Origin of the sequence: Gimesia aquarii (assembly GCF_007748195.1) — a bacterium.
Lineage (GTDB): Bacteria > Planctomycetota > Planctomycetia > Planctomycetales > Planctomycetaceae > Gimesia > Gimesia aquarii.
Genome location: NZ_CP037920.1, coordinates 2,925,065 through 2,946,942, shown reverse-complemented (window position 1 = coordinate 2,946,942; position 21,878 = coordinate 2,925,065). Strand labels below are relative to the sequence as shown.

At 43.5% G+C, this 21,878-nt stretch carries 17 protein-coding genes; 8 read left to right on the top strand and 9 right to left on the bottom strand.

Annotated features, from left to right (window positions below):
- The first annotated feature begins 89 nt into the window (after window positions 1–89).
- Window positions 90–1,901, top strand: a complete 1,812-nt coding sequence (locus V144x_RS11840) for a hypothetical protein (RefSeq protein WP_144985363.1) — start codon at window positions 90–92, stop codon at window positions 1,899–1,901.
- Between the two features lie 81 nt (window positions 1,902–1,982).
- On the opposite strand, the gene V144x_RS11835 is transcribed toward V144x_RS11840, so the two are convergent.
- Entirely contained in the window at window positions 1,983–3,725 is a 1,743-nt protein-coding gene (locus tag V144x_RS11835; protein ID WP_144985362.1) for an arylsulfatase, read from the bottom strand.
- Between the two features lie 168 nt (window positions 3,726–3,893).
- Here V144x_RS11835 and V144x_RS11830 point away from each other — a divergent pair, with 168 nt between their 5' ends.
- Complete coding sequence (locus V144x_RS11830) at window positions 3,894–4,535, top strand: hypothetical protein (RefSeq protein WP_144985361.1); 642 nt, start codon at window positions 3,894–3,896, stop codon at window positions 4,533–4,535.
- An 18-nt stretch (window positions 4,536–4,553) separates the two neighbouring features.
- Here V144x_RS11830 and V144x_RS11825 read toward each other — a convergent pair whose 3' ends face one another.
- Window positions 4,554–4,862, bottom strand: a complete 309-nt coding sequence (locus V144x_RS11825; RefSeq protein WP_144985360.1) for a hypothetical protein — start codon at window positions 4,860–4,862, stop codon at window positions 4,554–4,556.
- Between the two features lie 535 nt (window positions 4,863–5,397).
- Between V144x_RS11825 and V144x_RS11820 the strand changes: the two genes are divergently transcribed.
- Entirely contained in the window at window positions 5,398–6,459 is a 1,062-nt protein-coding gene (locus V144x_RS11820) for an Ldh family oxidoreductase (RefSeq protein ID WP_144985359.1), read from the top strand.
- Window positions 6,460–6,471: 12 nt separating this feature from the next.
- On the top strand, window positions 6,472–6,753 hold the full coding sequence (locus V144x_RS11815) for a hypothetical protein (protein WP_144985358.1): 282 nt from the start codon (window positions 6,472–6,474) through the stop codon (window positions 6,751–6,753).
- 25 nt (window positions 6,754–6,778) lie between these two features.
- Here V144x_RS11815 and V144x_RS11810 read toward each other — a convergent pair whose 3' ends face one another.
- From V144x_RS11810 to V144x_RS11785, 6 genes are all read right to left on the bottom strand, one after another.
- Entirely contained in the window at window positions 6,779–7,918 is a 1,140-nt protein-coding gene (locus tag V144x_RS11810; RefSeq protein ID WP_232102832.1) for a serine/threonine protein kinase, read from the bottom strand.
- Window positions 7,919–7,926: 8 nt separating this feature from the next.
- The gene (locus V144x_RS11805; RefSeq protein ID WP_144985356.1) at window positions 7,927–8,523 is read right to left on the bottom strand and encodes a hypothetical protein; all 597 of its coding nucleotides are present in this window, start codon (window positions 8,521–8,523) and stop codon (window positions 7,927–7,929) included.
- Between the two features lie 292 nt (window positions 8,524–8,815).
- A complete protein-coding gene (locus V144x_RS11800) occupies window positions 8,816–9,850 on the bottom strand; it encodes a response regulator (protein ID WP_144985355.1) in 1,035 nt (344 codons plus the stop codon).
- Between the two features lie 108 nt (window positions 9,851–9,958).
- Window positions 9,959–10,831: a dihydroorotate dehydrogenase electron transfer subunit gene (locus tag V144x_RS11795; RefSeq protein WP_144985354.1), complete on the bottom strand. Its 873-nt coding sequence runs from the start codon at window positions 10,829–10,831 to the stop codon at window positions 9,959–9,961.
- Entirely contained in the window at window positions 10,828–11,856 is a 1,029-nt protein-coding gene (locus V144x_RS11790; protein WP_144985353.1) for a pseudouridine synthase, read from the bottom strand. The genes V144x_RS11795 and V144x_RS11790 overlap by 4 nt, the downstream gene beginning before the upstream one ends.
- Window positions 11,857–11,975: 119 nt before the next feature.
- Window positions 11,976–13,034 (bottom strand): sigma-70 family RNA polymerase sigma factor, encoded by a 1,059-nt coding sequence (locus tag V144x_RS11785; RefSeq protein WP_144985352.1) that lies wholly within the window; start codon window positions 13,032–13,034, stop codon window positions 11,976–11,978.
- A 667-nt stretch (window positions 13,035–13,701) separates the two neighbouring features.
- On the opposite strand from V144x_RS11785, the gene aceE reads away from it, so the two are divergent.
- From aceE to V144x_RS11765, 4 genes are all read left to right on the top strand, one after another.
- Window positions 13,702–16,395 carry a pyruvate dehydrogenase (acetyl-transferring), homodimeric type gene (gene aceE / locus V144x_RS11780; RefSeq protein WP_144985351.1) on the top strand — a complete coding sequence of 898 codons (2,694 nt, stop codon included), beginning with the start codon at window positions 13,702–13,704 and terminating at the stop codon, window positions 16,393–16,395.
- Between the two features lie 59 nt (window positions 16,396–16,454).
- Window positions 16,455–17,783, top strand: a complete 1,329-nt coding sequence (locus V144x_RS11775; RefSeq protein ID WP_144985350.1) for a 2-oxo acid dehydrogenase subunit E2 — start codon at window positions 16,455–16,457, stop codon at window positions 17,781–17,783.
- A 59-nt stretch (window positions 17,784–17,842) separates the two neighbouring features.
- Complete coding sequence (gene lpdA, locus V144x_RS11770) at window positions 17,843–19,273, top strand: dihydrolipoyl dehydrogenase (protein WP_144985349.1); 1,431 nt, start codon at window positions 17,843–17,845, stop codon at window positions 19,271–19,273.
- A gap of 88 nt (window positions 19,274–19,361) precedes the next feature.
- Window positions 19,362–20,453 carry a hypothetical protein gene (locus tag V144x_RS11765; protein WP_144985348.1) on the top strand — a complete coding sequence of 364 codons (1,092 nt, stop codon included), beginning with the start codon at window positions 19,362–19,364 and terminating at the stop codon, window positions 20,451–20,453.
- Window positions 20,454–20,477: 24 nt separating this feature from the next.
- Here V144x_RS11765 and bioA read toward each other — a convergent pair whose 3' ends face one another.
- Window positions 20,478–21,845: an adenosylmethionine--8-amino-7-oxononanoate transaminase gene (gene bioA / locus V144x_RS11760; protein ID WP_144985347.1), complete on the bottom strand. Its 1,368-nt coding sequence runs from the start codon at window positions 21,843–21,845 to the stop codon at window positions 20,478–20,480.
- Window positions 21,846–21,878: the final 33 nt, after the last annotated feature.

The window sequence follows — 21,878 nt, the reverse complement described above, 5'->3', positions numbered from 1 at the left end:
CCGATATAACCAGCAACAGACTCCGCGCTTTCCCGTTTTAGACGGCGCGAATTGTTCTCAAAGTTTCCGCTGTTTGTAAGGACGTATAGATGCGGCTTCTTCATTGGCTAGCACCGGTATTGAGCATCGTTCTGATCTCACATGCATACTCGATTGTTCAAGCGCAGGGTGGATATCCTCCCCCGATGACACAGTCAGGTATGATACAACCTGTATCGTATAATTTCCCAGGGTTCGCTCAAAATGCGCAATCGATGGCAGCCTCTCCACAGCCTAACTTTTTTCAAGGCGTGACAAATGGATTGACAAGTCCATACGGTTCAGCTTCAAGACCTGGAATCCCTATGAACGTCAACCCACAAGGAGCATTAAATGCATTTCCGCAAATATCTCCTTTTGAAAAGATGTTTCAACAACATCGCATTGAGAATAATGGCTTATGGTCATACAGAGATAGTAATGGTGGAAAAAAATATTTCTTCAGCACCGAAGCACTATTCTCTCGATACCGTTCTCCAGGTAGTACCCTTCTCGGAAATGTTGGGACAATCTCATATTTTAATTTGGTCGAAGATGACCTAATCGCTGCCACAGATGAAGAATTTGCGGATACAGCAGAAGGCTTGAATTTCTTCGATTCCACGACCTTTGACGTCGTTCCGAACTTGAACGCTCCAGGGACTAGACTCCGCTGGGGATGGACTAATGAAGATGAAAGCGGTTTTGAATTCACTGGCTGGTGGCTTGCTCGCTCTGATTCAGAATGGTCTGCTATTGAGACTTCAACTCATAAACCACTCGCCGAAAATCAAGCAATCATGGATATTCTGTTGTCACCACCCAACTTCATTGATCCTACGGGTACCGGTGTGGTTTCCTCTATCCCAGGTGTGACAACAGCTGAAATCAACACTATTTTACAACAAGAATTGATGAACTTACGTTCGTTGCCACTCGATGACGGATCAGTCAATGGTGTTTCTGTTCCATACGATTTGGATTTCAGGATTAAAGTAGTCAGTCAAGCTTGGGGAACGAACGCAACCTGGATGTCGACACCAGTCATTGACCAGAAGAGCCTGAAAGTTCGAAGTCTTGTCGGTGTAAGATACATGCAAGTGAGAGAAGCTTTTGGGTTCGTAGGTCGTGATAGCGGGTTACTCTATAGTGACGCAAACAATATTGCAGGTATCCGACCAGACTTGAAATTGTTCTCACACCCTACAGGAACTGATGAAAACGAAGATGGCATCATTGATAACGCTGGAGTCGTGGAAGATGATGATGGTGGTGGAGGAGGAACAGGTACAACGACAGCTTTCTTTGCCGCACCTCTCGACCCTGTAACTGGACTGCCTGTGACCCCGACAACAACCGTCGTGAACAGCCAAGTTGATACCCATTTAGCTGGTCCTGAAATTGGTATTCAATTTGATCTAGGTGGTGATAAATTTAAAATCTGGGGCCAAACGAAACTGGGTTTAATGGCTAATCAGGAAGAAATCGAACTGAGCGGAGACAACGTAGGTATGATTACTCGAGCTGATCCAGATGATCTGGATCGTCCCAAGGCATTAATTGACCCTACTCCCGATAACCCCAACCCGAACGCGTTTAGAGATGAATCTTCACATACTCACGTTTCACCAATTTTCGAACAATCCATCTTTATGGAAATGGCGATTTTTGACAAAGTACCCGTTTTGAAACGAATGAAAATCCTTGAGGAAGCAAAATTCCGATTCGGTTATACTTATATTATTGCCGGTGAAATCGCCAGACCTTTTGATAGTATTCGTTGGCAAGGTATGCCTACCAGAGGACTATTTCCATCAATTGAAATCGAACGGGAAAAATGGAGTGTGGGCTCATGGAGTGTGGGTATTGACTGGCACTATTAAAATTTGTTGAATTAAAAATCACAAATTGAATCTAACCGGCATTAGGATAATCCAGGCCGGTTTTTTTCAATTGTTCCTTTCTTAATCCAGTCGTTTCAAGATCACATCTCCCACAGTTCCATTCTCAGTTGGATGACTGCGGTCTTCCCCTTCCACTTGAAACCAGATATCGAGTAATCCTGTTCCCTCGGATAACTCAAAATCCGCCATTGATTCGCTCTGCTTCAAGTACTCGTGAGTCTGCCGACCTTGCCAGTTCACGATCAATTTACCCGATTTTTGTACCTGGCCTTTATCAATTTGGATTTTATACAAACCAGAGTGAGTGATTTTCACCATCCAACCTTGAGACCTTCCCTGAAAATAATTCCCATCCTGATAGCGGCATAAAACACAAGGACTTTCTTTTTCTTGGTTGACGATGATTAATCCTGGTTCAAAGTTTCGGGATTGTCTCATCGATAAAAACCAAGATTCATACTGTTGTCGTAGTTGTTGAGCAATCTTAGTTTTAGTTTGTATCAGATTATTTTTTTCTCCTGGATCGATTAATATATCATACAACTCCAAAGTAGGTTCATTACTTCTCATCAGATTTTCATTACCAAATGTTCCCGGATAACCAACGAGCTTAAAACGACTCGAAACAACTGCAGAATTTTGGTATTGCTGGGGTGTCAGCCCTCGGTGAACTTGAAAAAAAAGGCTACGTTTCGGTAACGCTTTGCTCTTATTTAAAAGTAAACTCGAAAGATCGATTCCATCGAGTTTCAGCGTTTCAGGTAGAGGTGTTTTTGTCAGAGCTAATAAAGTCGGCAAAACATCAATGTGAGCCGCGATCTGATCACTTTTCATTCCTTCCTGAAAACGTCCCGGCCAACTGGCAAGAAAAGGGACACGAATCCCTCCCTCATAAGTCGATGATTTTCTGCCTCTCAATCCAGCATTGAATCGCTTTTGCTGTGGTCCATTATCACCTATAAATAAAACAATGGTCGTATCTAATAAATGAGATCTTTTCAGATACGCAATTAATTTGCCCAAATTGTCATCTAAATTCGAAATCATTCCATAAACTTTGGCAGTAGTTTCATTGAGCCCTGCCTTTTGATAGGGCCTCCAGTACGACGGACTAACTTCCAAAGGAGTATGTGGTGCATTGGTAGGCAAATAAACAAAGAACGGTTTTGGACCCGTTTTTTCTCGATCAATAAAATCGATGGCTGCTTTAAAAAACACATCAGTACAATAACCAACCACTTTTTGTTGTGTCCCGTTCTTCCATAACCAAGAATTAAAATAACTATTCGGTTTATCTGGCGATTGTCCAATGCCACCACTTTTATGAATGAGCGACTCCTCGAATCCCTGATCCTGGGGGCGCATCGGAAAATTATCCCCTAAATGCCATTTTCCAAAAATACCTGTTTTATAACCAGCATCTTTCAATAGCTCAGCCATCGTTACTTCGTCCCCATGCATCTTAGCACCACCGCGTGAAGTATGTATCACTCCAGTACGATAGTAATACCGGCCTGTCATCAAGCTAGCTCTTGTTGGTGCACAAACCGGACTACAATAAAAACGGCTTAATTCGACACCTTTTGCAGCCATCTGATCCAGATGAGGTGTTTTAAGATTGGTATTTCCATGAAAACCAACATCACCATAACCCTGATCGTCTGAGAGAATTAAAATGACGTTTGGACGCTCCGACTGAAGGATCTCAGCTTGAACAGAGAAACAATCTCCTAAAGCCAATACAGTTCCAGATATCATGAAAAGTTGCTGGATGAATTTATTATTGAAAAATGATAATTGCATGAATCGCTTCTTTCTCAACAAAGCAAGACAATTCGGTTTGATTGAATAAACTTCAAGGTGAACTCCCAACTGTATTTTTAACTATTGTTTCTAATTATTTCATTGCATCAGGGAAGCAAATGACATAGTATTTTAGATACAGATCTCACAAAGTAAGGATGAGACTTCATGAAACAGAAACGAGTATTCATTCTCTGTAATTTTGTCTTTAGTTTAGGTTGGTTCCACCTTTCTCCGGGACACGCTCAGGAAATCCGAATCCAACAACCCATCGTACAACAATTCTCAATAGGTACAACAGTCAGTATACCTGACAGAGGTCGTACTCTCTTGGGAGGGGCAAGTTCAGGAGCAATGAGATCAAGACAGTTCGGCCCATTCCAACGTGGATCTTCATACGGTCAAGTATTTCAAAGTTCGTCAAGCAGTGTGGGCGTCTACATTCATGACTTCGAAGCAATGGACCGCTTCCTGTTAAATAGCGCTCCTTCGGCTGTCAGCAGAACAAGACAAAGGTTCCGGAGAAACCATTCGCACTGGAAACAGCAACTTCTTTCTCAACATGCAGAACCAGCTGACTCCAAACATTTCACAAGTTCATCCGGTAAGAGTCGAAAATCTTCTTCACATTTCAATCAGATAACTCAATCCAAAGCAGAACGTTTTTTTGAGTTAGGTCAAAAAGCGGAAAGAAAGCACGCGACATCAAACGTCGCGAAGCTGCACTACCGCATGGCTGCAAAATATGGCAATGTGAAAGCCAAAGAAAGATTGGAGAAATTGAATGCTCATCAAGGAAGTAGTGAGTAGTTTACGACGCTAAAGACGTTAAGCAGCTTCTTCTGATTCGTGTTCCATCGCAAAAATCCGATTGGGAAGATGGACTTTTGCATAACGTTCTCCCCGTGCATCATAAAAGTAGACCATGTTGGAGTCAGATGCCCAGATTGCTCCTAAGCGGACACTTCGAGGACCATTAATAGAAAATTGCAACCCACAGCTTCGACCTCGTCGCCTCAATGCCATTTCAGACATCGAAAACTGTTCTTCGAGCAAATTTTCTTTTTCACAAAGTGTTTTGTGAATGAATTGTCTAAGCTCTTTGAGTGATTGAATATTTTCTACACTGCTGCTCATTCAGTATCCTTCTCGCTAAAATCTTCGTTCACCTGTTTCTTCAATTAAGCCCAATGTTTGATAACAAGAGACCCAAAGGGGGTGAAACAGGTTGACCTCTCGAGTATCGTCCAACCAAACAAGCATCTCTGAGAAGAATTCTGATGCCGTTCTTTTTGTTATTATTTGAGAAGATTATGAATTTGATTTATTCGTTACTTCCTAGACTTTTTTCTGATTTTCCCATTGATTCAAGGAATATCACTGTAGAAAGTCTCCCTCGCCCCTTACTTTTTAAGAATCAAAATTTGAAACGAATCCGCCCTCCCGGCATGTTTTTTATCTAACCGGACCAGATTGCTAAAATTCCTCAAAGTCGTCCCCCAAATGAACTCTCGTTAAAAGCTTTTTTTCTGTTCAACAAGGAAAATCCTGATATCCAGTAAATTTACCGGATATAAAATAGTTTGTATGATGAGCATTTAATAAAGATACTAAATAGCTATTTTGCTTTATATTTGTTCAATAAAACTATTTATATAGAGGATTTTCTGAAGTGCCTTCAATCTCGTCTGAGTCGCTACAAAACTTTGTCGAATCGCTTCTGCTAAAAGGAGGAGCGAATGACGAAGAAGCACGTATTGTTTCAAAAAGTTTGGTCGACGCTAATTTACTCGGTCATGATTCTCATGGAGTGATGCGTTTGCCCTTTTATCTCGGACGTGTAAAAGAAGGCATTCTTAAAGCAGGTGAGAAGCTGCAAATTCTAAATGAGACCCCCGCGGCTATCGCAGGTGATGGTTGCTGGGGATTCGGTCAAACGGTAATGCATGACATGATGAACCGTCTGATAGAAAAAGCATCCAGCTTGGGAGTTGCTTGTGGAACACTTAAACGTGCGTCACATATCGGTAGGCTTGGAGAATATGCGGAAATGGCTGCTGCTCAGGGGATGGCATCCATTATTTGTGCTAACACTCATGGCTCCGCCCCACGCGTCGCACCAGTAGGAGGCAAACGACCTCGTCTCGGGACAAATCCCATCTGCATTGGAATGCCTGGAGGGATTGAAGGTCCCTTCGTACTCGACTTTGGTACTTCTGCTACTGCAGAAGGAAAAGTTCGCATCAAAAAAATCGCCGGTGAACAAGTCCCTCCCGGTTTGATTTTAGATCCAGATGGAAATCCCACAACAGATCCCAATCAACTTTATGGAGATCCTCCAGGTACCATTCTGCCGATGGGAGGTGATCAGGCTTACAAAGGCTTTGGGCTTTCCTTCATGGTGGAAATGCTTTGTGGAGCACTCTCAGGAGGGCAGTGTGCTTTCCCAGATCCCCCCCCACCTCAGGGAAACTGTGTTTTTATCATCGTCATCGATCCCAAGCATTTAGGTGGGCAAAGCCATTTGCTGAATGAGATCACCAATCTGGAAAAGTATGTCAGAAATGTTCCAATGAAAGAGGGTATTAATGAAATCTTCCTTCCCGGTGATCCAGAAAAGAAAACTGCTACTGTCCGTAAGGAAAAAGGGATTTCACTGGATCGTGGAAACTGGGAAGCGTTAATCCAACTTGCCGAGGACTTAGGGGTTGAAGTCCCAAAAGTAGAAGAATAGTGTCTGATACTAATGGCCAATGATCATCACATCGACGAGCAAACTACTTCTACAGAAAAAGATGCGCGGCTGTATGTCCCCATAAACGATGCGGAAAATATTGAGGTTTCGGTAAAAACATCTACATCGAAAGAGTATTGCTTTTCAAAATTTCCGGGAGAGGATCATTTCCATCTTTTAATGCACGGAGAAATCTATGTCACGAATGGACATGAGATGTACTGTTTAGACTGTGCTATTAGACAGGGTTTTCTCACAAAAGATCGCTTAAACTGGCAGCATCAAAAGAAATAAAATCCCGTCAATCATCTGATTACGGTTACGCATTGACAGGCAAAATTGTTGTCGCCTTTAAGTGATCTTCAGACGCATATTCCGGATCAGGCTCATGCTGAACGAATTGTTCCGCATCTGACCACCACTCCGCAGCTTCTTCCTGAGTCCATTCTTTGAGTTTGAGTTCCTTGAGTGCATCACTCAATTCTTCTGCTTTCTGATAGCGATCCTCGGGCTTCTTCTCCAAGCATTTTAGAATAATCGCTTCCAGTTCCTTACAAATTTTTGGATTGATTTCTGTCAAAGGTTTTACAGCCTGACTAGCATGTGCAAACACAACTTTCAGGGCGCTCTCCCCTTCAAATACTGGTTTCCCTGTCAACAAGTAATAGGCGGTCGCCCCTAAGGAATAAATGTCTGATCGGAAATCGGGCTCCCCATCACCGGTGACAACTTCTGGACTCGTGTAAAGGGGGGAACCGACAACAGCACCTTCCATTGTCAACTCGAGTGAGTTTTTCTCAGGACGGTTGTCCTTGACCAAACCAAAGTCAAGTAGCTTAGCAACATCATACAAACCACCACGTTCGGCAGAAAAAATATTTCCCGGTTTGATATCCCGATGAATCAAACCTTTATGATGTGCTTCAGCTAGTGCGGAGCAAACCTGTCTTAACAGATAGACAACTCTTTCAGGAGGAAGTTCTCCGAAACGTTCTACGATCTCTTGTAAATTGAGTCCGGGCAGAAACTCCATAGCATAATAAAAGGTGCCTTCTTCCGTGTGTCCATAGTCGTAAATTTCAATCGTATTCGGATGTGTTAAACCAGCGGTTGCCTGAACTTCACTCTCAAAACGCAACAGGATATTCTCATCGTCTACTTTATCCCGTCGGATCAATTTAATAGCACATGGACGCTTGAGAAGTCTATGTTCTGCCAAATAAACTTCGCCCATGCCTCCCGTACCAATCTGCTTACGCAAAGTGTACATGCCAACTCCTTTTGCGTCGAAGGCTTCGCGCCTCAGGCTTCCCACTCGGTAAGAGCCATAAATGGCTGTACTCGCAGCGATTGAGAGTAAAATGATCATCTCAGATAAACCACCGGTGTAGAGTACTTCAGAAACTGCAGGCACTTTCATCCCTGTCATGAAGGCGCCCACAATCGGGCTGATCACCATCAGACTCACTACGGTCGTGACTCCACGAGACTCACTACGGTCGTGACTCCACGGAGTGAATTTGGAATAAAAAACCCGTAGGTATAAATCAGGACCATCCAAGGTATAACGGTTTTTAGAGGAAATGCATAAGCCACTTTACCAATCAGGACAGGATCGCAGGCACAAAGCTCACTAAATTGGAACCAGATGAAAAATAATGCAGGTGCTCCAAATGTAATCGCTTCACAAATCCTCAATCTCCAAAGACATAAACAAGGCTTGATCCAAAGTAGACCAGAGACTGCCAGCAAAATTCCGGTCAGTATCGATTCCAGAATCAGCATCTCTTGCCCATGTACTTCGAGATATTCTTTGAGTACGATTCCTCGAATTAAAAATGCTGCCGTTGCGAGTGCGAGAATGAGTGAAGCCATGCGCAAACGGTTGAGCAAAAGCACTCGTCCCTGCTCTTGGAACATTCCTGAGGCACGAGAAACCACTCCTGCATGAGGGCAGAACTTGCCCGCTTCTTTTATTCGTTCCTGAGAATTGAATTCCATGGGAATTGCAGGAACGATTGTATTCTGGTCCAATGGTGGAAAAGTTTCTTGTTTTGAGTTCATCCTCAAAATTCCCGCGCATATTCGATATTTATGTATAACAATCAAATCGAGTTTTGAAAGAAAACCACACCATTCGATAATCGTAAAAACTCAATATGTTTGGTACGAGCGCTGATTACATAAACTTGAAATCGTAGCCCCATTTGCTACAGATTTTAAAAATGATCAAAAAGCACACGACTTTTGGGTTTATTATACGTTGTAGAATGAGTGAATTATAGTACCTTTTGCTGACTCCAAATAAATAAGCGATCAATCCTGTAAACTATTACAGATTAGATGTTTATAATTTTCAGACGGACTTTTTTTGATAACACTCTCCCAAATGAACCATCATCTCAAGGGCAAGTAGATCTGCACGAGCCATTACATGCCTCGAACTTCGGTTACCAAGTCCTTTTACAATCAGTTCCACGCACTCGAGATGGAATTCAAGAACTTTTCGGGGGGTTAAATTAGCATTAGCCAACAAATCGGAAATTTGTAAAATCTCGTCTTTCAAACTTCCTGAACCCATGATGACATAAGTCCTTAATAATTCATGGTAATAGTCTTGTACTTCATGAGGGATTTGGAAAATCCCGGAAACCCGCTTGGAATCATAATTATTATGGCCTTTCTCTAAAAGCAAGTTAGTCTCAGTTGTATCATCTTCATCCAGATAGACAAGTGTTTGCAACTCTCCAACCATCGACCGTTGCTGCTTCAGGAGTCGTTCTGCTTCATCACGCTCCCTTACCAATCTGCGATGATTTTCCACCATCAGTCGATGATTGTCTTCTCGAAGTTGCTCTACCATCACCGAACGTTTTATCGATCCCAGCACTAGCGAAGATTCCCACATCGCAGCCGAGACTAAGACTTCGGCATGATATTCAAAAGCGGCCGAAGTGACCTGATCGTCAGGAACTGAGAGAACTATTACGACAGGAGCGTGACAACTACTCCCCCGAATTGCTTTTAAAAGCTCCAATTGTTTTGTTTTGTTTTCAGCAAAAACTCCTATCAGCAAACAGTCATAACTGTCATTTCGCAGGAGTGAGAGTGTCTCTTCAGAGGTTGATACCCAATCAAAGCGAGGTTCTGAGCATCCGATTTCATCAAGCTCTAAAGCTAATCCAACCCAAATTGGCCTCTTGTCGCAAACGAACAGTAATTTTAACTGAGAAGGAATGTATGGCTGTTGTGACGATGGTTGAGTCTCTTGAAAGCCTCTGTCAGACAAATCAAGATCAGCAGATTCCTGGAATCTCAACTGTCTATCTACTTCTTCTCCTACAGAAGAAGAGAATCCGCACTGATTGATCTTATCATGTTTAACGCTCATATCCAGACCTGCATTTTGCCAAGACTATAGAGGTTCTCAATCAAAATTGTCAATACGAAGATGTTGCATGCACTAGCTTTACATAATACTTAAAGGTGATCGTGATCTCTAAAAAATAAGATCTTCCGCTTTAAAAACAGGACCTTCCACACAAGTTCTTCGGTAGTCCCATTCATTATCGCTGATCCGTACTTTCGCAACACAACTGAAACAAGCCCCAAAACCACAAGCCATTGGAGTTTCCAGTGAAAGCCAACAAGAAATATTAGACTCAATTGCAATCTGGCTTACCGCTTCCATCATCGGTTCTGGACCACAACAAAAGATTGTAGCAGGCGGAGTTGGCCCTTTGATCTGTTGCTGTAATAGTTCTGTTACATAACCATGATGTCCAAATGAACCATCATCAGTAGCAACTTCGACATCGAGCCCGTTCAAGTTAAAATCATCTAGGCCGGCAAGGTAATCCTTCGAACGTGCTCCGTAAAGCAAACTGACCTTCTCAGGAAACTCATCGAGAGTACGCTGTCTCTCTCCATATTCTCTTTGAGCAAGTGCCTCTCTTGCTGCAGCCAGGAAAGGAGTTTGTCCAATGCCACCTGCCACCATCGTCAATGCACCAACTCCTGGCCGGGGAAAGCCGTTCCCAAGAGGCCCCCAAAGTTCAACCTGATCTCCTGGTTGCCAGTGAGTCATCCGTGTTGTTAATTTTCCAACAATAACATAACCAAAATCTACACCGAGTGGCTGTCCTGTTTCGCTTAAATAAGTGTCATAAAGCGCAAACGGACGCCCCAATAAGGGATCATTGACTCCTGGCTCCCGCACCATAAAAAACTGTCCCGGTAGAATTGCTTTAGCAAGTTGGGGACAATCAAGCCGAATACGATATGTGGATTGCGCCATTTGTTCCTGTTCGACCACTGTAGCAGAGAGATATTCTGGTGGATTACAAGTACCGAATTGCGAAATCGCTGTCATTTATGCCTTCCCGATCGTAATTGTTTTCCTTGTGTATCGCCTATGATTCTTCGGCGTGACGTCCCTCGCTGAGAAACAGTAGCCTCACGTTTATGCTTAGGAGTTGCTGTTTTTTTATGTGCTGGCGTTCTATTTGTAGGCTTCTTGTCTGAAATTTTTTTCTCAGCAGAAATTCGTGATGGCTTGCCTTTACCTGGAATCACATTTTTACGACCTCTACGCCGACGAATGTTGGGGGAATGTTTTTCTGTTAACATTTCCCGTAATTTTTTCAACTCCCAATCCGTCAATCTTCTGAATTCACCAGACTTGAGATTACCGAGATTCAATGGACCAAATCGAACTCGAACTAATTGAATGACTTTATGACCAATCCGTGCCATCATACGTCGAATTTCTCGATTCTGACCTTCGTGCAGAGTTAATTCGAGAAAAGTACTCTTCCCCTGCTTACGCAAGGGTTTCAAGCCGGCAACCCGAAAGACTCCTTCTTTGAAACGAATCCCTTTGCGTAATTCATTCAACTTTTCACGTGGAGGGTTTCCTACAACCTGAACCTGATAAGTGCGAGGAACCCGATAGCGAGGATGCGCCAATCTCTCAGCCATCTCTCCATCATTTGTCACAAGGATTAGACCTTCGCTATTTTCATCCAAGCGTCCCACTGTAAATAATCGTTGATTCTCCTTCGGAAAAAGGTCGATGACTCTTCTTCTTCCCGCAGGATCATTGTTTGTACAAAGAAAGCCTGACGGTTTATTTATCAGGTAATAGCGTTTCGGTTGAAGGCGAACCCGCTCTCCATCTACACAGATCACCTGTGTTTCTGGGTCAATCTTCGCGCCTAACTCAATCACTTCGTCACCATCGACAGTAACTCGACCTGTTTCAATATACTCTTCACAATGACGACGGGATCCCAATCCTGTCGAGGCAAGAAATTTCTGCAGACGAATTAAGTTGGCATCACCGCTAGATTGACTTGATTTGGAATCTGATTCTTGTGGATCTGTTGGGGGGCTCATGGAATTTCAACTATGGCAAAACTCTGGAAAATATCTCTTGTAGCTTTAAAAGCATTACTTCCTTATACCATACGCTGATGATGATACCAATTGGGAATAACGGATTCTTTTGAGGGAACTCAAATGAATTCCGGGATCTCCAGGTTTTGTTCTTCAGCTACCTCTCTCATTCGCTGCAATGATCGGATCGTCAATTGACGTACACGTTCTGTACTGACCCCTAATTCTTCTGCGATTTCACGAAACTTTTTCGGGGGGTCTGAGTGATGTAATCCAAATCGGCGCTTCAGAATTATCTGCTCTCGTTCGTCCAGCGAATTTAGTACTCTTTGCAGTACGCCCTGAATAATAGCATGATAAGATTCCTCCGAACGCTGAGTCGTACGATAATCAGTTAGACCCAATGCCACTGATTCGACACCATTCTGGAACGTTTTTCGATATTTGCGTCCTTTTTTTGTAGATCTAAATAGATAATTTCGAACAGCCCAGGTTCCATAAGTGCTAAATCGATTTCCTCTACCGACATCGAAGATTTCCACCGCGCGAATCAAAGGTAAATGAGCATCACTGATGAGATCCTCAAACAAATTAGCTCGATCAGTCAAATTTTTTGCGATAGAAACAACTAACCTTAAATTGGCTTGAATAATATAATTCCGCAACCGTCGTGCATCTTTAATCTTCTGTTCAATTCTGTCCAATAGCCCAATGCATGGGGACTTCAAGTCAATACTATCCCTCAATATTGCCGCTCGATACTTCAAATAGTTCATGCCTTTGAACAGTATGGATTCGTGTTCCTTTTCTAACAAGGGCACAGAGTAAAGCGCGACATACTCAGATGAGGAAGTGCTAAAATCATGTTCTGAATCAGGATTTAATTCAGTACACAACTCTTGAAGCGGTCCTAAGATTTGATCACAAGCGTCTTCCATTTCAAACTGATCATGAAACACGTATTCGATTTTTTTGGCAACGATTCTTTCAGCACGCTTCTGCAACTCCTTTGTAACACAGTATTTTTTCTTGCGCACCGCTTTCTGAGTATTTGCTGTATTCTTTTGAACTTTTAAATCACACGAACACATCTTTGTTCGATCGCTAAGAAAAGCGCGGGCTCCCAATTGAGAAAACGAATCTCGCTGTGACCGATTGATCGCTACTGAGCTATACATAGGACTGACTCGATAGTATTTGATCTTAAATCTTTGACAAAATCTGAACAGTATCGTAGATGATATTACACCAAAAAACAATTTTGACAGCAATATTTGTTTAAATTCAAGCAAAAAATCATAATCATAATCTATATAATATTTTACAACATGACTTTTATTTTAAATAAATTGATTTCTCATTTTCTGATACATCCATTCCCACCTGAGAAAATAGTACATATAGAAAAAACAAGCAGGATAAGAGATCATTCACGAAACCATGTCAGATAGCCGATCAAGAAAAAAGAACGACACTCCCCTTTCACATCAAAATTAGCTTAAAAAAATGACACGTTTTCATTCCATACCGTTCACAAGTTGCTTACCAACCACCTTTGACGTTTGCTATGTCTAGTAAACAGTTTACATCTGATGCTATGACTCGCAAATTTGACTAGAATTAGTTAGCATTCTCCTAAACTGAGATGTATCGCTGCATTCTAAATTCTTGGCACTTGCTGTATACACTCAAAAAAGATCCAATTTAGTTTCCTTAACCACGATTCATTCCTAGAATTGTTTCGTAACTCATCTATGTGATTTCTTTTCAAGGGTCTCTACAAGAGATCTTTCGAAATTAAATTTTACATTGAACATACTTAACAGGTTGAAAGAACCTTATCTCATGGCAGAACAAACAGTTACAGGTGCTGTGCCTGGTGTCGATCCAGCAGAACTTGAAGAATGGTTTGAATCACTGGACGACCTCATCATCCGGTATGGTAAAGAGAGAGTGAAAAATGTGTTAGCAGTATTGCAGGAGCGAGCCTATCGTCAAGGAGTGACGATGCCTTTCACTGCAAATACTCCCTATATCAACACGATTCCTCTTGAAGCACAAACTCCTTTTCCCGGCAATCGCGAAATTGAAAGACGTATCAAAAGCATCATCCGCTGGAATGCAATGGCGATGGTTGTGCGGGCGAATAAGGATCATGATGGTATTGGCGGACATATTTCGACTTATGCTTCAGCTGCAACACTCTGCGAAATTGGTTTTAACCATTTCTTCCATTCTCGAACCGAAGACCACTCTGGTGATGTCGTTTATTTTCAAGGGCATGCGTCTCCCGGTGTTTATGCGCGTGCTTTTGTGGAAGGCCGATTGACAGAAGAAAACCTCGAACACTTCCGCCAAGAGTTACCGCGGGGTGGTGGACTTTCATCTTACCCTCACCCCTGGCTCATGCCGAACTTCTGGCAATTTCCAACTGTCTCTATGGGCTTAGGCCCAATCATGTCAATTTATCATGCACGTTTTTTACGATACCTTCACAACCGAGGAATCATGGATACCTCAAAATCCAAGGTCTGGTGTTTCGTAGGCGATGGAGAAACTGATGAGCCCGAGACCTTAGGAGCAATTACTCTGGCATCTCGCGAGCATCTGGACAACCTGATCTTCGTTATCAATTGTAACTTGCAACGTTTGGATGGTCCTGTACGTGGTAATGGTAAGATTATCCAGGAATTGGAAGCTGCATTTCGAGGTGCAGGCTGGAACTGTATTAAAGTGGTTTGGGGCAGTGACTGGGACCATCTTCTTGCTGAAGACGACGATGGCCATCTTGTTAAGCGAATGGGCGAAGTTGTTGATGGACAATATCAGAAATATGTAGTTGAATCTGGTTCTTACATTCGCGAACATTTTTTTGGAGAGAATCCAGAATTATCCAAAATGGCGGAACATCTATCTGATGACCAAATCAAACGTATGAATCGTGGTGGTCACGATCCCGAAAAAGTTTATGCCGCCTATAATGCTGCTGTAAATCATACAGATTCTCCGACAGTCATTCTGGCAAAAACAATTAAAGGTTATGGGCTCGGTGAAGCCGGCGAAGGACGCAATGTCGCTCATAATGTGAAAAAAGCAAATGAAGACGAATTAAGAGATTTTCGCTCGCGATTTGGAATCCCCATCCGCGATGAAGATGTCAAAAACACTCCCTTCTATCGACCTGAAGATAGCAGCCCAGAAATGGAATACCTGCAAAAACGTAGAGAAGAATTGGGAGGATATTTACCACAACGAACGCCGACGGAAGAGCGTATGGAAACGCCGACTCTGGAATCACTTGATCGATTTATGACAAGTATGGCCGGCAAAACAGGATCAACCACTGGTGCCTTCGGAATTCTGCTTGGGAATTTGCTGCGTGACAAAGTGATTGGAAAGCGCATTGTTCCCATTATTCCTGATGAGGCACGAACATTCGGTATGGAAGGCCTCTTCAAACAATGTGGTATTTATGCCAGTCAGGGCCAGTTGTATGAACCTGTCGACCGTGATCAGTTAATGTATTACAAAGAAGCCAAGGATGGTCAGATTTTAGAAGAAGGTATCAATGAAGCAGGCGCGATTTCCTCCTTTATTGCAGCTGGAACTGCCTACGCCAATCAAGGCGTCAATATGATCCCCTTCTACATCTACTACTCAATGTTCGGGTTCCAACGCGTTGGCGATCTTGTTTGGGCCGCCGCTGATTCGCGGACTAAAGGATTCCTGCTGGGAGGTACATCAGGTAGAACAACGCTGAATGGGGAAGGACTACAGCATCAGGATGGACATAGCCACCTCATGGCAACAACGGTCCCCACACTACATGCTTATGATCCTGCCTATGCTTATGAGTTAGCAGTGATCATCCAGGAAGGATTGCGTCGCATGTACCAAGAGGGAGAAGAAATCTTCTATTATCTCTCTGTTTATAATGAAAATTATGAGATGGAGCCAATGCCAGAAGGCGACGATGTCGCTGATGGAATCATCAAAGGTCTCTATAAGTTTCGTAGTCAAAATGTGGAAAAACCTTCGGTCTCCATGCGTCCCCAATTATTTGGTAGTGGCCCGATCCTGAGAGAAGTGTTGCGTGCGCAAGAGATTCTTGCAGAGAAATATGGAATCGCCACAGATGTTTGGAGTGTGACCAGCTACACACAATTGGCTAGAGACTTGAAAGACGTCGAACGCTTTAATCGTTTGAATCCCGAATCTGACCTACAGAAATCCTATCTGGAAACAATTTTTGATGGTGTCGCAGGACCATTCATTGCATCAAGTGATAATATTAAGTTGGTGGCAGACCAGATACGCGAAGGAATCCCGGGATATTACTGTGTGCTGGGAACCGATGGATTCGGGCGCAGTGAAACTCGTGAATCACTCAGGCGTCACTTCGAAATCGACGCTGAGAATGTGGTTGTAGCAACACTACACTCACTTGCCGAGGAAGGTCAATTTGATAAAAAACAGCTTGCTACTGCTGTCAATGAGTTAGGTATTGATCCAGAGAAAATTAATCCCCGGACAGCATGATAAGCCAGAACGTACGGGCTAATTATAAAAGAATCATCAACGAATAGAACGACAAAACTATGGCTACTGAATTTAAACTTCCTGAAGTAAGTGAAGGTGTGGAAACAGCTGATGTTGGACAAATCTCCGTTGCTGTAGGGGACAGCGTCGAAGAAGGTCAGGTCTTGATGGACATCGAAACTGACAAAGCGGTTGTCCAACTCGAATCTCCTCATACAGGTACAATCGCAGAGCTAAACGTATCGGAAGGGGACTCTATCGCCATTGGTACCGTCCTGCTTTCCATCGAAGAATCCAATGGTGCTGTAACTCCAGCACCTGAAACAGACAGCAAACCGGTGGAAACACCACCGACTGAATTAAAAGCAGCTGAACCAGTCAAGCCGGAACCTACTCAGCCCCAACCTGAGAGCAAACCAGCGCCAGCTCCTGCAGTTCCTCAATCAGGACCTGCTTCCTCAGCCGAATCTTCACCAAACAAAGCTCCCGTTCCAGCAGGACCTGCTACACGACGGCTTGCGCGAAAACTTGGCGTCGATTTACATTTGGTGAGCGGTTCCGGTCCTGGTGGTCGTGTCAATCAGGAAGACGTTGAGAATTATGTCAAAAATTTAATCGCTGGAGGAGGCCCTGCCGGTGGTGGAAGTGGGATTGCCGTGCCCCCACTGCCTGATTTTACCCAGTTTGGTGAAGTAGAACGTAAGAAATTAAACAAGCTCTCACGCGTTTCAGCCAACAACCTCAATCTTTCCTGGCAGATTATTCCTCATGTAACGCAACATGACTTGGCTGACATTACCGATTTAGAAACAGCACGGAAGCTGTTTATTTCCAAACCAAACTACTCTGGTCCCAAGATCACAATGACAGCACTCGCCATGAAAGCGGTTGCCATTGTGCTCCATGAGTTTCCCGCATTCAATTCCAGCTTCGATTCAGATACTAATGAAATCATTTACAAAAAATATATTAATATCGGTGTTGCTGTTGATACAGAAAATGGTTTGATTGTCCCTGTTGTCAAGGATGTTGATAAGAAAAACATTATTGCTATCGCTCAGGAAATGACGGAGATGGCAGTCAAAGCCCGTGACCGTAAACTGGAAATGGCTGATATGCAGGGAGGGACCTTTACAATCACCAATCTGGGAGGATTGGGTGGAACCTCATTTACTCCTATTGTGAATTATCCGGAAGTAGCCATCCTGGGAATGTCTCGTTCTCGACATGAATTCCAGTTAATCAATGAGGATCCGATCGCCCGTCTCATGCTTCCTTTATCGCTTTCCTACGACCATCGAGTGATTAATGGTGCCGATGCTGCACGTTTTATTGTGCGTATCTCCAGTCTACTTTCTGATCCTTTCAACCTTCTGGTTGACTGCTAAGAAATTAACTCGTGCCGTATTGAAGCCTAGAAAAAATAAAAAGAAGGTTAACGTATATTATGCCTGGATCAGCAACCAGAGAAACAGATATTGTGGTCATCGGCGGTGGTCCCGGCGGTTACCCTGCTGCATTTGATGCCGCAGATAAGGGCTTCAAAGTCATCATGGTCAATGATGATGTGGCCCCTGGTGGTGTCTGCCTGAATCGTGGTTGTATTCCTTCCAAAGCGCTTTTACACATTGCCAAACTCATTAATGAAACCAAAGAATCTTCTGCCTGGGGAGTTTCTTTTCAAAAACCCGAAATTGATCTTGATAAATTACGTGAGTTCAAAACCAAAGTAGTCACACAATTGACGGGAGGTATCTCTCAACTCGCGGGCGCACGTCATGTAGAAATCGTGAAAGGATTTGGACGTTTTCACGACTCACATTCCGTTGAAGTCTTGAAGCCAGATGGCACGACTGAAATGATTGGTTTTAAACATGCAGTTGTTGCCACAGGCTCTTCTCCAGCAGTTCCTCCTGTATTTGATCTTGATGATCCTCGAATCATGGATTCAACGGGGGCTCTCGAATTAGCCGATGTGCCCGATAAATTACTAGTCGTAGGTGGTGGATACATTGGTCTTGAAATGGGTAGCGTCTACGCAGCTCTTGGCTCACAGGTTACTGTTGTCGAAATGACTGATGGGTTACTTCCAGGAGCAGACCGCGACTTGGTAAGACCTCTACAAAAACGATTGGCTGAGAGCTTTACCGCAATTCACTTGAATACCAAAGTTGAGAAGCTCACCCCAGATAGTAGCGGGATTATTGCAGACTTATCGGGTGAAGGGGTCGAACCTCAACAAACATTCGACCGGGTACTGATTGCGATTGGACGTCGACCTAACAATAAAGGAATTGGTCTCGAAAATACCAAACTAGAACTCGACGAGCGAGGATTCATTAAACACGATGCCAATCAGCGGACAGCTGAGCCTCATATTTTTGTTATTGGAGATATCGCCGGTGAACCCATGCTGGCACACAAAGCAACTCGTGAAGCGAAAGTAGCCATCGAAACGATTGCCGGTGAACCAGCTCAGTTTGACAACATTGCAATTCCCGCAGTTGTCTTTACCGACCCCGAGATCGCCTGGTGTGGTGTCACTGAACAAGAGGCGAAAGATCAGGGACTCGATGTGGAAATTACCCGGTTCCCCTGGGCTGCCTCAGGACGAGCACAAACGCTGGGCCGCACGGAAGGACTTACGAAAATGATCTTCGAAAAGAAAAAGGGACGTGTCCTCGGAGTTGGAATCGTGGGCCCCGGCGCAGGGGAGCTGATCGCAGAAGGAGTTATGGCAGTTGAAATGGCAGCGGTTGCAGAGGATGTTGCTGAAAGCATCCATGCTCATCCCACGCTTTCTGAAACCATGATGGAAGCTGCCGAAGGTTTCATTGGACAAGCCACCCATATGTATAAACCAAAGCGAAAAAAGTAATATCGAATCCATTCGTTTTTATTCAATAGGCATGAGTGGCTATTGAAATACAAAAATCAAAAAAGGAACGAGAAAAAGGCGTTGATGAATGCGGTTTCATAAACGATCTACTACGCCTTCCTACTTCAGCCGTCGCGATCAAGTTCGACTTTTCAGACTGGTCGCCGCGATTGGTGTTATTTTTATAGCAATGTATTTTGCATCCAAACCCAGTAACTGGTACTGGTTAACTGGTCGTCCAGAGAATGAGGCTACCAATCAGCAAACTGATATTCCTAATCGTGAAATTGATTTCAGTGTTAAACAAGAATCGGAACTGAAACCTGATGAGTTTCGATCAGAACGCAATCCTGAAATCAATGTTCCTGAAACAGTCAAAACGCAACTAAAAAATGGGGAATATGATGTACGAATTGATCCCAAAATTCTGAAATCTGTTTCTGATAGCACACTTGGTATCCGCAATCATGAAGCCGGGGCGCTCTATTATCTACTCGCAAAAGCCGCTTCTATTCCACAGAATGTTTTAGAACAGTCGGCTGAAGCTGCACCTCCCTTCGTTGTCGTGATGACGGAATCATCGAAATACCGAGGTCAACTCATAACAGTGAAAGGACGACTCAAAAAACTCACTTCTGTGCCAGTTAGTGAAAATTCCTACGGAATTCAGTCACTCTATGAGGGCTGGTTTTTTTCGAAAGATTCCGGAACTCACCCCTGGCGAGTGCTCTGTACCAAACTTCCAGAGGGAATTCCTCGAGGTGACAATCTAAAAGAAATGCCCTCTATTCAGATTACTGGTTATTATTTTAAAAAATATGGCTATCCATCAGTGGCAGGTAAACTACAAACAGCGCCTTTATTAATCGCGCGACAAATTCGCTGGTTTCCTCCATCGAAAGCACAAACTCGTTCTTCTTCGGGGGCAGCAAAATACATGATCAGTCTCTTTTTGATCATCAGTATCACACTGGCGTTTATGGTCTGGAGATTTTCAATCAATGATCAAAAATTTGCCCACAGTAAAACAGCAAAACTCATACAACAATCTGATATTTCACTAGAGAACCTAAAAGACATAAAAACAGTGGACATCAAAGATGTACTTAAGCAGATGGAACAGCAAGCGCCCCCTTCATCTGAACCATCTCCTGACAAAGATGAGCCTGAGAATTCCTAATTCCAGTATGACTTCTGTATTGCTCTACGCAACCTGCAGACTGATCACTTCATCAATGGCTGAAAACACGACATCACATAGTTGATGGATTAATTCGGCAGGCATGCCAGGTGCAGGCATCAGAACGACGACATCTCCCAACGGGCGAATAATCACCCCATTCTTTCTGGCAGCCAAGGTCACTTGATGCCCGACTCGCCTACCCGCAGGAAAAGCTGCTTTTGCTTCTCGATCTGACACCAGTTCGATCCCCACCATCACTCCTTTTTGACGGATTTCGCCCACGTGCGGGTGATCTTGTAGTTCGGCCAATCGGTGAGATAAAATTTCAGTATTCTCTTTAACATTTTCGAGAGTCTGCTGAGTATGGAATAACTTTAAAGTCGCAAGAGCGGCTGCGCAGGCAAGAGAATTACCAGTATAGGTATGGCCATGGAAAAATGTCTTGTAATCTTCGGGTGCTCCTTCAAACGCATTAAAAATCTCATCTGTGGCCATAGTCACTGCCAGAGGTAGATAGCCTCCAGTGATACCTTTCGCCAGACAAAGAAAATCAGGAGCTACGTCTTCCTGCTCACAGGCAAACATCGTTCCAGTACGTCCCAGACCAACGGCTACTTCATCGGCAATGAGCGGAATTCCGTATCGAGCGGTCAATTCACGCACACGTCTTAAGTAACCAGGAGGGTGCATCAGCATCCCCGCTGCACCTTGCACTAGCGGCTCTATAATAAACGCGGCCAATCTCTGGTGATTCGCTGTAATCAATCGTTCCAACTCCTGATTGCAATATTCCAGATAACTAGATTCTGTATATCCTTCAGGACAGTGAAACGCCGTCGGACAGGGCACTTGTACTGATTCAAACAATAAGCTACCGAAAATCTCATGAAAAATTGAAATTCCTCCTACGCTGACAGAACCAATGGTATCACCATGATAGGCATGCTGCATACAGGCAAATAAATCTCGAGGTTGATCATCAGGAGTCTGTTTCTGTGCATGATATTGAAACGCCATTTTCAATGCGATTTCAACGGCTGTCGAACCACTGTCAGAATAAAATACTTTCGTCAGTTTCTCTGGAGTTCTCTTTACTAACTCGCTTGCTAACTCGATAGATGGAACACTCGCCAGCCCTAATAAAGTCGTGTGCGCGATTTTGTCCAATTGCTCTCGAATCGCCTGATCGATTTCTGGAACACGATGGCCATGCACGTTACACCAAAGTGAGGAAACACCATCCAGATAAGCGCGCCCTTCATTATCTTTCAAAAAGAAACCTTCTCCGGATTCGATCATAGGCACGTTTTCATCCCGATGCGTTTTCATCTGTGTGAAAGGATGCCAAACATGTTCATTATCGATTTTTCGTAATTCTTCCGACTGCATGATAGATTCGACCGATTCTCATTTTTCTATTTG